At 38.1% G+C, this 11,912-nt stretch carries 10 protein-coding genes and 1 pseudogene; 4 read left to right on the top strand and 7 right to left on the bottom strand.

What is annotated here, in order from left to right; all coding sequences use genetic code 11:
• Positions 1–111 precede the first annotated feature (111 nt).
• Genes QM843_RS07705 through QM843_RS07695 form a run of 3 tightly spaced genes read left to right on the top strand, consistent with a single transcriptional unit; the run spans position 112 to position 3,953 of the window.
• Positions 112–1,155: a dihydrolipoamide acetyltransferase gene (locus QM843_RS07705; RefSeq protein WP_000752717.1), complete on the top strand. Its 1,044-nt coding sequence runs from the start codon at positions 112–114 to the stop codon at positions 1,153–1,155.
• 45 nt (positions 1,156–1,200) lie between these two features.
• Complete coding sequence (gene lpdA / locus QM843_RS07700) at positions 1,201–2,904, top strand: dihydrolipoyl dehydrogenase (protein WP_265487313.1); 1,704 nt, start codon at positions 1,201–1,203, stop codon at positions 2,902–2,904.
• Positions 2,905–2,963: 59 nt separating this feature from the next.
• On the top strand, positions 2,964–3,953 hold the full coding sequence (locus QM843_RS07695; protein ID WP_000873999.1) for a lipoate--protein ligase: 990 nt from the start codon (positions 2,964–2,966) through the stop codon (positions 3,951–3,953).
• Between the two features lie 72 nt (positions 3,954–4,025).
• Here QM843_RS07695 and xerS read toward each other — a convergent pair whose 3' ends face one another.
• From xerS to QM843_RS07660, 7 genes are all read right to left on the bottom strand, one after another.
• Entirely contained in the window at positions 4,026–5,096 is a 1,071-nt protein-coding gene (gene xerS, locus QM843_RS07690) for a tyrosine recombinase XerS (protein WP_414304742.1), read from the bottom strand.
• A gap of 577 nt (positions 5,097–5,673) precedes the next feature.
• On the bottom strand, positions 5,674–7,224 hold the full coding sequence (locus QM843_RS07685; RefSeq protein ID WP_414304743.1) for a ClC family H(+)/Cl(-) exchange transporter: 1,551 nt from the start codon (positions 7,222–7,224) through the stop codon (positions 5,674–5,676).
• 16 nt (positions 7,225–7,240) lie between these two features.
• A complete protein-coding gene (locus QM843_RS07680) occupies positions 7,241–8,020 on the bottom strand; it encodes a ribonuclease HII (RefSeq protein ID WP_414304744.1) in 780 nt (259 codons plus the stop codon).
• A complete protein-coding gene (gene ylqF, locus QM843_RS07675; protein WP_049551014.1) occupies positions 8,007–8,858 on the bottom strand; it encodes a ribosome biogenesis GTPase YlqF in 852 nt (283 codons plus the stop codon). The genes QM843_RS07680 and ylqF overlap by 14 nt, the downstream gene beginning before the upstream one ends.
• Positions 8,859–8,940: 82 nt before the next feature.
• Positions 8,941–10,449 (bottom strand): tyrosine-type recombinase/integrase, encoded by a 1,509-nt coding sequence (locus QM843_RS07670; RefSeq protein ID WP_024057448.1) that lies wholly within the window; start codon positions 10,447–10,449, stop codon positions 8,941–8,943.
• Positions 10,450–10,533: 84 nt separating this feature from the next.
• Entirely contained in the window at positions 10,534–10,767 is a 234-nt protein-coding gene (locus tag QM843_RS07665) for a hypothetical protein (RefSeq protein ID WP_001022845.1), read from the bottom strand.
• Positions 10,768–11,069: 302 nt separating this feature from the next.
• Positions 11,070–11,291: a helix-turn-helix domain-containing protein gene (locus QM843_RS07660; RefSeq protein WP_115904254.1), complete on the bottom strand. Its 222-nt coding sequence runs from the start codon at positions 11,289–11,291 to the stop codon at positions 11,070–11,072.
• A 549-nt stretch (positions 11,292–11,840) separates the two neighbouring features.
• On the opposite strand from QM843_RS07660, the pseudogene QM843_RS07655 reads away from it, so the two are divergent.
• Positions 11,841–11,912 (top strand): annotated as a pseudogene (locus QM843_RS07655) (transposase); the annotation flags it as partial.

The following is an 11,912-nucleotide window of genomic DNA, read 5'->3' as shown; positions in this document are numbered from 1 at the left end:
GGTCTGCGAAAAAAAGATAGATTTCCTTGTGTTCATCGAACACATCGTCAATCTCCTATTTTTTCATTGCTCTCTGTGTCCTTAATATCTTAGTATAGAATTGGAGAGGTCATGGCTGATGACAAGCTAAGAGCGACTCCTGCGGCTAGAAAGTTAGCGGATGATTTAGGGATCAACCTCTACGACGTTTCTGGCTCAGGTGCAAACGGTCGTGTCCACAAAGAAGACGTGGAAACTTATAAAGACACAAACGTGGTTCGCATTTCGCCACTTGCAAAAAGAATTGCCCTCGAACATAACATTGCTTGGCAGGAAATCCAAGGAACTGGTCATCGTGGTAAAATCATGAAGAAGGATGTTTTGGCCTTGCTTCCTGAAAATATCGAAAACGATACCATCAAGTCTCCTGCTCAGATTGAAAAAGTGGAAGAAGTTCCTGATAATGTAACACCATACGGTGAAATTGAACGTATTCCAATGACACCAATGCGTAAGGTTATTGCCCAACGGATGGTTGAATCTTACCTAACTGCTCCAACCTTCACGCTCAACTATGAAGTTGATATGACTGAAATGTTGGCTCTTCGTAAGAAGGTGCTTGAGCCAATAATGGAAGCAACTGGGAAGAAGACTACTGTAACAGACCTTCTTTCACTTGCTGTTGTGAAAACCTTGATGAAGCATCCTTATATCAATGCTTCGTTGACAGAAGATGGCAAGACCATTATCACTCATAACTATGTCAATCTTGCGATGGCAGTTGGGATGGATAATGGATTAATGACACCTGTTGTTTACAATGCGGAGAAGATGACTCTTTCAGAGTTGGTTGTAGCCTTCAAAGATGTTATTGGCCGTACCTTGGATGGCAAATTGGCTCCAAGTGAGTTGCAAAATTCAACCTTCACAATCAGTAATTTGGGAATGTTTGGTGTTCAGTCCTTTGGTCCTATCATCAACCAACCAAACTCAGCTATCCTTGGTGTGAGCTCGACAATCGAGAAGCCAGTTGTCGTCAATGGTGAAATTGTGATTCGCCCAATCATGAGTCTTGGTTTAACAATTGACCACCGTGTAGTAGATGGTATGGCTGGTGCTAAGTTTATGAAAGACTTGAAAGAATTGATTGAAAATCCAATCTCAATGTTGATTTAAGAACAAGAGTATTCATTTTTAAGATATAGATAAAGGAAGGAAGACATGGCCTTAGAAGTAATTATGCCAAAAGCCGGCGTGGATATGACAGAAGGACAAATCGTCCAATGGAATAAAAAAGTTGGAGAATTTGTAAAAGAAGGAGAAATCCTTTTGGAAATCATGACTGACAAAGTCAGCATGGAATTGGAAGCCGAAGAAGATGGGTACTTGATTGCTATCCTTAAAGGGGACGGTGAAACAGTCCCTGTAACGGAAGTTATCGGTTACCTTGGCGAAGAAGGGGAAAATATCCCAACAGCTGGAGCCGCAGCGCCAGAAGCTAGCCCAGCACCTGCAGCAAGTGCCTCAAACGATGATGGTAAGAGCGATGATGCTTTTGATATCGTTGTGATTGGTGGAGGTCCTGCTGGTTATGTTGCAGCCATCAAAGCTGCCCAACTCGGTGGTAAGGTTGCCCTTGTTGAGAAATCTGAACTCGGTGGAACCTGCTTAAACCGCGGATGTATTCCAACTAAGACTTACCTTCACAACGCTGAAATTATCGAGAATATCGGTCATGCTGCAAACCGTGGTATCGTAATCGAAAATCCAAACTTCACTGTAGATATGGAAAAACTTTTAGAAACTAAATCTAAAGTTGTTAATACTCTTGTTGGTGGTGTTGCAGGACTTCTTCGTAGCTACGGAGTTACTGTACATAAAGGTATTGGTACAATCACTAAAGACAAGAATGTCTTGGTAAATGGTTCTGAACTGCTTGAAACCAAGAAAATCATCCTTGCTGGTGGTTCAAAAGTCAGCAAGATTAATGTTCCTGGTATGGAATCTCCACTTGTCATGACTAGTGACGACATTCTTGAAATGAACGAAGTGCCAGAAAGCCTTGTTATCATCGGTGGTGGTGTTGTCGGTATCGAACTTGGTCAGGCCTTCATGACATTTGGTTCAAAAGTAACTGTTATCGAAATGATGGACCGTATCGTTCCAGCTATGGATGCAGAAGTTTCTAAGAATCTTCGCTTGATCCTTGAGCGTAAAGGAATGACCATCTTGACTGATACTAAACTGCAAGAAATCATTGAGGAAAATGGTCAACTTCGTATCAAGGTTGAAGGAAAAGACGATATCATCGCGAATAAAGCTCTTCTTTCAATCGGTCGTGTTCCAGACCTTGAAGGTATTGGAGAGGTTGAGTTTGAATTGGATCGTGGTCGTATCAAGGTCAACGAATACATGGAAACATCAGTTCCAGGCATTTATGCACCAGGTGATATCAACGGTACTAAGATGTTAGCTCACGCAGCCTTCCGTATGGGAGAAGTTGCCGCAGAGAATGCTCTTAAAGGAAATCATGCTGTTGCCAAGTTGAATTTGACTCCTGCAGCCATCTACACTCTCCCTGAAGTAGCAGCAGTAGGGTTGACAGAAGAACAAGCCCGTGAGAAATACGATGTAGCCATCGGTAAGTTCAACTTTGCAGCCAACGGTCGTGCTATTGCATCGGATGCTGCTCAAGGTTTCGTTAAAGTCATCGCAGATAAGAAATACGGGGAAATCCTTGGTGTTCATATCATCGGTCCTGCAGCTGCAGAATTGATCAATGAGGCGTCAAGCATCATCGAAATGGAAATTACTGTTGAAGAAATGCTGAAGACTATCCACGGACACCCAACCTACTCTGAAGTGATGTACGAAGCATTTGCGGATGTTTTAGGAATGGCCATCCACTCACCTAAGAAAAAATAAAAGAAAGATAGAATAGACTGGAAAATATCTTTCCAGTCTCTATCGTATAAAGGGATATCATGAAATATATTATCAATCATTCAAACGACACTGCCTTTAATATTGCCTTGGAAGAATATGCCTTTAAACACCTTTTGGATGAGGATCAAATCTTCCTACTTTGGATTAACAAGCCATCTATCATTGTTGGTCGTCACCAGAATACCATCGAAGAAATCAACCGTGATTATGTTCGAGAAAATGGTATTGAGGTGGTCCGCCGTATCAGCGGTGGTGGAGCTGTTTACCACGATTTAAATAACCTCAACTACACGATCATCTCAAAAGAAGATGAAAACAAGGCTTTTGACTTCAAGAGCTTCTCAACTCCGGTTATCAATACCCTGGCTCAACTTGGGGTTAAAGCTGAGTTCACAGGCCGTAATGACCTTGAGATTGATGGAAAGAAATTCTGCGGCAATGCTCAAGCCTATATCAACGGTCGTATCATGCACCACGGTTGCTTGCTCTTTGACGTTGATTTGTCAGTCCTTGCTAACGCCCTCAAGGTTTCAAAGGACAAATTTGAGTCAAAAGGTGTGAAATCCGTCCGTGCTCGTGTAACCAATATTGTCAATGAATTGCCAGAAAAAATCACGGTTGAAGAATTCCGTGACCTACTCTTGGAATACATGAAAAAAGAGTATCCAGAGATGACAGAATACGTTTTTTCTGAGGAAGAATTGGCTGAAATCAATCGCATCAAGGATACTAAGTTTGGAACTTGGGACTGGAACTATGGTAAATCACCTGAATTTAACGTCCGTCGTGGAACAAAATTCACCAGTGGTAAGGTCGAAGTCTTTGCTAATGTCGTCGAATCAAAAATCCAAGACATCAAGATTTATGGTGACTTCTTTGGTATTGAAGACGTTGCTGCAGTAGAAGATGTCCTTCGTGGGGTGAAATACGAACGCGAAGATGTCCTTAAGGCGCTAGAAACCATTGATATCACACGCTACTTTGCTGGTATTAGCCGTGAAGAAATCGCTGAAGCGGTAGTTGGATAAATCAAAAAGAAGTTGGTTGTAGGACCAGCTTCTTTTTATGAGTTTTTGTTTACATAAATTATTTTATGTATTTTATAAACTATCCAGAGCATTCTTTTGTTCATCATTAACGATATGGGTATAGAGGTCAGTGACTTGTGTGCTGGCATGCCCCAGCTGGTGACTGACCAAAACTTGCGATTTAGTCGCATCATAAAGCCTAGTTGCTAGGGTATGTCGTAGTTTATGGGGGGTTACACGGACTTTGAAGTCCTCGGAGTACTTAGCAACCATTTTCTCAACGCTGGAAGCATCGATACGATTGGAAACACCTCTGTAGAGTGTCAAAAAAAGAGCTGTATCTGTTTTTTCTGTCTTATAGCGTTGATTCCGAATGGATAGATAATTCTCTAAATAGGGTTTGGCGAAGGCAGCAACATTGACCGAGTCACGTTTGCCCCCTTTTCTCGTGACATCGATAACCATCATTTTTAGATTGAGATCCCTTAAATCCAGATTAACAGCTTCAGATAAGCGGACACCAGAAGCCAATAGAAGGGCGATAATTGCCAAATCACGTTCTTTATTTTTGTTGAAGGATGAGAGAGCTCGATTTGAGAGCTGCTGTGGGTATTCTTGGTCGATATAAGTTAGAAAACCTTCTGTTTCATCACCTAGAAAGAGTTTTTGTTTGATGTTTTCAGCTCTGGCAGCAAGTGTTTCTTTCTTTTTCTTGGTTGAAACTTTCTTCATTACATTACGATAAAAATAAGGCTCTCCCTGATCGTTTTCAACTTCCTCAGTCAAATACTTATAAAGACTAGAAAGTGCTGACAAGGTCCGATTGATGGTTGTCTGAGAAACACCCTGTTTTGTTGTATTAGCATTCAGCAAAGGACGTTCACGTAGATAAAGGATGAAGGATTCCATATCTTTCTTTGACATATTTTCCAAGACAGATAAAGGAATATCAGCCATTTTATCAGCATTTGAAATGCCAGACTCTAAAACCCAGCTGAAAAATCGGTCATATTCCTTGAGGTATTCATACAAGGTTGTAAAACTGTAGGGCACAGCCAGCTTAGATTGGTAGTATTCCAGAACATACCAGGGCATGATTTGTTTTAATTTGTCGATTCGTTCCAGTAAAATCTCACGTTTCATGTATTTTCTCCATAAATAAGTCTACTAGTAGTATAGCATAGGCTTATATATTTTTCAAGAAAATTATAGTTTTTCGGAAAGATGTTATAGAGTTTTTTTAAAAAAGACTTAGACCTGTGTAAAACAGATCTAAATCTTTGGAGTTATTATTGTGAATCATTATCTAGTGCTTTTTCTAGTTTCCAAATACTAAACCAGAATGAAATAGTCAACAGAATAAGATAAACAATAAAGAACTCACCCACTAAACTTCTGTTAATACTACACAACTGAAGAGCTATATAAGGAGCTATGAGATACAAAATACATTGTATAATTGCTATTGTTTTCTTTTTCATGATTTTAATCTTACTGTAAAGATTTGATACAGTAAACTCCTTTCTAGCTTTATGCTTTATTATTTCTAACTTGATTATAGTCTTATTTTTACCAAAGTTCAATTATTTGTATGTGAAATATCTTATCTGTAAAAAATAACCGATCTCATTGCTGAGAATCGGTTTTCTAATATATTTAATTATATATTTAATTAATTAAGAAGTTTATTTTTACATAACATAAATTATGTAAAAAGCTCCTACAACAATAAATCTTTTACTTTCCCAATTTCACTTTTTGGAATAACTAGGTGAATCATATCTCCGAGATACATTCTGGTTGAACCGTTAACGGTTTGGCTTTTACCGTTATGGACTTGGGTGGTGATGAGTACGTTATGTGGTAAGTTGAGTTCGTGTACTTGTTTTCCTGCTATTTTATCTGAAACAGGGATTTCAATGAGAGTAACTTCTCCTTCATCTGTCGCTTCTTCTGGCAGCATTTTTTCCAACATAGCCTCATAGACTGGTGCACCCTTGAGTAGATCCATGATGATGTAGGCGACCAAGGTTACTAAACCAAGTGGCATGAGGTTGCGAATATCTCCTACCATCTCAGTTACGAGTATCATAGCAGTTAAGGGAGCCTTGGATATTGCTCCAAAATAGCCACTCATTCCTAGAATGACAAATATAGGGAATTGCTCTTGACTGACAAGTCCAAGATTGACACAAATAACACCAACTAGGGCACCAAGTAAGGAGCCAAGTGCCAAAATTGGTAGGAAAATTCCTCCTGGCAGGCCACTTCCATAGCTAATCATGCTCCAAACAAAGCGAATCAAAAAGTACGCTAATAGAACTTGAAAACTAAAATCTTGCTCAGTTAGGGAAAGAACCAGCTGATTTCCACCACCAAGGATTTGGGGTAAGAAGATTCCGACTGGTAGGATGAGAATAAAGGCAAAAATTGGGTAATAAGCTCTATCCAAATGGATTTTTTGACCAAGCCAATCATAAACTCGACCAACATTGAGCACAGCTTTCTCATAGAGAAAACCGGAAAGCCCGAGAAAAATTCCCATGAGGAGATATATCCAATACTGATCTAGGGTCATGAGAGGGATATTATCAGGCATGTCTAGCACTGGCGTTAGCCCAAATATGAGCAGAGAGACAAAGTTTGCTACGAGACTAGCTGCGAGAGTAGACACCCAGAAAAAGCGCGAAAAATGGTGATAAACTTCTTCTACAACAAAGAGAAGTCCTGCAATTGGTGCATTAAAGGCTGCGGCTAATCCTGCTGCAGCTCCACTAGCAATCAAGGAGCGTTCCTCCACTGGACTGGATTTAAGCCACTTGGAAATTCCTTTACCACCTACCGCTCCAAGTTGAATACTGGGTCCTTCACGCCCCAGCATGAGTCCACTTGCAATAGCGAGAATTCCTAAAACATATTTTTTCCAAAGAACGCCCCACCAGTTGAGAGTCATCAATCCCTTTAATTCGGCTTCGACTTGAGGGATTCCAGAACCCTTTATGTCTTTTTCTGATCGAGTTAATTTCGCACTGAGCCAACAAACTATTAAATAAAATAGACCAATGATAAAAAGATTGCGCACTAAGTGCGCTTGATCTTGATAAAATCCTTGTATCAGGTGGAAGCCTTTTTCGATTAAGAAACGAAAGGATCCAACGATAATTCCAACAACGAGACCGACGATGATTCCTCGTCCAACTTGGGATAATATGGTGCTTGAGGCAAAGGCGAATTCTTTCTTGGAACTGAGTGTTTCTGACTGTTCCTCCATAATCATTCCTTCTAACTTAACTTTCTTTTTCTCCTGAAACCAGCGATTTAACGGGTTCGAAGCTGGTCCGGTGAATTGGGGTAACTCCTAGTTTTTCCAGTCCTTCTAGGTGTTTAGCAGTTCCATATCCTGCATTAGCAGTAAAATCATAGCCAGGGAACTGCTGGTCGTATTCCTTCATCAATTCATCACGTGTCACCTTGGCTACTATGGAAGCTGCGGCGATAGAGAGAGAGTTTGCATCTCCTTTAATGATGGAGGTTTGTGAAATCGGCAACTCCAGTTTCATGGCATCTATCAAGAGATGCTCAGGTTGAGGAGTGAGCTTGGAAATTGCTTCCTGCATGGCTAATTTGGTCGCTTCATAGATATTGACTTGGTCGATGACCTGATTATCCATGATACCAATACCAATTGACAAGGCTTGTTCCTGAACGGCTTGGAAAATCTCCAGATGTTTCTTTTTAGGAATTTTCTTGCTGTCGTTGAGACCTCTAATCTTACAATTTTTAGGTAAGATAACGGCTGCAGCAACTACTGGCCCAGCCAGAGGACCTCGGCCGACCTCATCAACACCAGCAATTAAGGTCAATCCTTGATTGTAAAGTTCTTTTTCATAGGAAAGCATGGATTCCAAACGAAGATCCTCATCCAATTCTGCCTGAATAGCTTTTTTACGCTTGCTGATTTCCTTTTGAATTCCAGAGCGATTATCCTTTTCAAGATCTAAAATAATAGGGCTATCAAGGTCCTTGACAGTAGCAAGGAGTTCTTTGATTTCTTTAATCGTCGCCATCGAGGTCTTCCAATGTATCTAAGGTATAGTTACCGAGTTTGCCATCACGGACTTCCTTCACGAAGAGACTGTAGAAACGGTCATAGTCGTCACGGAAACCGAGGGCACGGGTCATATCCATAATAATAACAGGCGCTTCTTCCTCAATTTTCATTTGTTTGAAGCGTTCAGCCAGCTTTTCTGGATAATGTTCTTTGAAATAATTGAGACCAAAAATAGTTACCTCATCCATAGGAAGCAACTGGTCTTTAATAGCTCCAGTCAAGGCTAACTTAAGCGCTACAGTTTCATCCTCAAACTTAGGCCAGAGAATCCCCGGTGTATCCAAGATTTCCAGGTCTTTATTGGTTTTGAGCCATTGTTGCCCTTTGGTCACACCTGGTTTGTTACCGACAACGGCAATTTTCTTACCAGCTAAACGATTCATGAGAGTAGATTTACCAGCATTTGGAATCCCTATAATCATGGTACGCAAGGTTTCAATCTTGATACCACGTTCTTTCTGACGTGTAATCTTATCCGCCATGAGCTTCTTGGCTGCATCTGTTACAACTTTTACAGTCACTTGCTCTTTGGAGTTGATAGCAAGCGTCTGGATTCCTTGTGATTCAAAATACTGACGCCATTCCTTTGTCATTGCTGGATCAGCCAAGTCCGCCTTGTTTAAAATCAAGAGTTTTGGTTTATCACCAACAATCTTGGTCAACATAGGATTTTGACTAGATAGAGGCAAGCGTGCATCCACCAAAATCGTCACAAAATCAACAAATTTTAAATTTTCCTGAACCTGTCGACGTGCTTTAGACATGTGACCAGGAAACCATTGAATAGTAGCCATTGAGTTTTTTTTCCTTTCGTAGCAAGGGTTTAGAACCCCTATTTTATTTTACTATTGTCTAAACACCAAGCGAACACCAAAACTACCATGCAATGGAAAAACCTCTGATTTGATTCTCACTTGATTTCACAATCTTTATATCAAACTGTGGGTGGTATTTGACAATATCTTTTTTGATTTTTAATAGTAAATTTGAAACAATATTTTTAGGTGAGTAACGTGGACTAAGGTGTAACAAGTCTTTGAACTCATCAACACTTAATTCTACTTTATTGCTATTATCACTAGTTTCAATGAATTTTTCAATCATTCTGGAATATTTACAGGTATAACTTTTCAATTCTTCAAAATGGAAATTGTGATTTTCTACAAATTGATTTAAGGCTTTTACAGTATTTTCTTGTGAACGATTTATATTATGTGTATAGCCCATTGTTGTCTCAAAGTTAGCATGTCCTACTCTAGTCATAATATCTTTCACTGCTATGTGCATCTCATTGCTTTGAAGGTAACTAATATGCATATGCCTAAACGAATGGGGAGTAACATGTTTTACCCACTTAAAACCATAGTCACTTAAACAATTTGTCAATAATTTTCCTTCTATTCGTTTCAAAATTTGACGAAAAGTGCTTGATGTTATTGGAGAGCCGTATTCTGTTCTAAATACACTTTCAGAATGTGTAAAAGCAGGACAGGGATGTTTCTTCATATAAGCATCAAAATCTTTATTTCTCTGTATTGTCCTTTTAATAGCTTCGCTTGCAGCTTCAGGCAAAGCTACTTCTCTAATTGAATTGAGTGTTTTAGTTGTATCAAAATGAAATTGTTTAACTTTTAAACAATGATATTGAAGTGCTTTATCAATATGCAAGATTCCTTTTTCAAAATCAATATCTGATGGTAAAAATGCTGCTTCACTAATTCGAATACCTGTAAGCAACAATACTATAGCAAGATCATAATAGTTTGCATTTCTGCATTGGCGTAACACATCAAAAAATGCATGTAATTCATGGATTTCTAGAAATTTAGAATCATGTCTTTCTTTTGCTTTACGCCTTTTCTCTAGTGAAATATCTAGTTTTACCGCAGTCATTGGAGAAAACTTAATGACATTATATAACACACCATGATTAAAAATCTTATTACAAGTACTTTTTATATGAGTCATTGTTGAAGGCGATGCATCATACATTTCTAAATATTTATTGAGACTATTTTTCATCAGAAGTGGAGTAATCCTGTCTAACAAAAAATCATCTCCTATAATTTTCCCAAGACGCTTCATAACCAGTAGTTCTCTCTGAATTGTTTGTGGTTTAACAGAGACACACCAAGTCTGAAACCAATTTTCTTTTAACTCTCCAAATGTTGTAATCAGTTCAGGACTATACTGACTTTCAAATGAAGTAGTTAGTCTATCTATTTTATCAAGAACCTCTCTTTCAGCTTGTTTCCTCGCCCTACTAGTATTCTTAGTATAACTTACAGTTACTGATTTCCACTTTCCTGTTAGTGGATCTTTGTACTTTTCAACCACTTGATATAAGGGTTGCCCTTTTGAATTTGTTTTAGTTACATAATACATAATTTAATTCCTCTTAACTCTTAAAAAGAAATAAATCATTGTTGTATAGAATAAATAACTACCCTATATTATACCATGACTTCCTTATTTTGTCCGCTTTTGCTTCCATCTTAAGAAACTTTCAAATCCTTCTAGATTAATGAAAACAAGTTTATGGGTTGGGTTAATTACATACATGGAAAATGTTCTGTTTTCTCGCATTTCTTTAATCCATCTGTTCAATGTATATTGATTTAAACCATCCCATCTTTTTAGAATTCCCTTTTTATCGGCCCATTCGGCAATGGAATTTTCGACAGATATATATTTTATATTCATATCATCATCCTTCCTAAAAAATATTTTCTCCTCCATGGCATGACTGATGAAGTCATCATAAGAATTTCACTTGCTGCTCTTTTACGGTGGCAGCCTGAACGGTCAGAAGTATCATTGTATATCATTTGTATCATGGCATATAAAGTATCGCTCTATTTTATTGATGGTTTTAAAATCGCTCTTATCATGGCGAGCCATTCAAATCTGCTCCACAAATGAGGAAAGTACCATTTTGGACTATTCAATTGTCAAAGAACAAATAAAAAATCTCCTCATTTTCACACTCTATGCAATTGAGGAGATTATTTTCTAAAGCGAATTTTATCAGGAAAATCTATCAATCCCAATAGATAGTCTGTACTGACATCGTAAAAGTTTGAGAGAGTTACCAATACATCTGCCGTCAAGGCATGCTCACCCCGTTCAATTTTAGCATAAGCTGAGTTTGTAAACGAAAGTATTTTAGCTATTTGTTTTTGGGTCAAATCGTGATCTTCCCTCAAATCTCTCAAACGTCTGTACATCTAGCTTTCTCCTGAGAAAAGTATAATATATAAAACTAAGAAATCTTTCAAAGTGTCCAAACTGGACATTTTGAACTAAAATTAATTTATTAAACACTTCTCATAAGCATATCTATTAACCGTCTGAGAGCAAATATTTTATCAACTATTTAAAATTACTGACTTTCAAAAATTAGTCTTATTGTAAAATAAAGTGAAACACAAAAGACATGTTTATCTAATATATTATAGTCTCAAAAATATTACAAAATTATAGGAAAATGTTCACAAATTAATCATACAAGAACTTCTCTGGAAACAGGGACTTTTACCCCATTTACATAGATAAAATACACCATTTTATTCCTCCTTATATAAATTTGATAAGGTAGGAAATGGCGGTGAACGATTTTTCATAAAACTCTCTCAATTTTTAGACTTCACTATTAAGAGTGAAAAATCCTGTATTTTACCGCTGTTTTTAGAAAAATAAAAAAAGCGATAGAGCAAAATTGTGTACTGCACCCCAAAAGTTAGACAGAAAAAATCTAACTTTTGGGGTGTTTTATTATGAAATTGAGTTATGATGATAAAGTTCAGATCTATGAACTTAGAAAACAAGGATATAGCTTAGAGAAGCTT

It is taken from the genome of Streptococcus mitis (assembly GCF_047463435.1).
Taxonomy (GTDB): Bacteria; Bacillota; Bacilli; order Lactobacillales; family Streptococcaceae; genus Streptococcus; species Streptococcus mitis_DS.
This window is presented reverse-complemented; position numbering and strand designations above follow the sequence as displayed.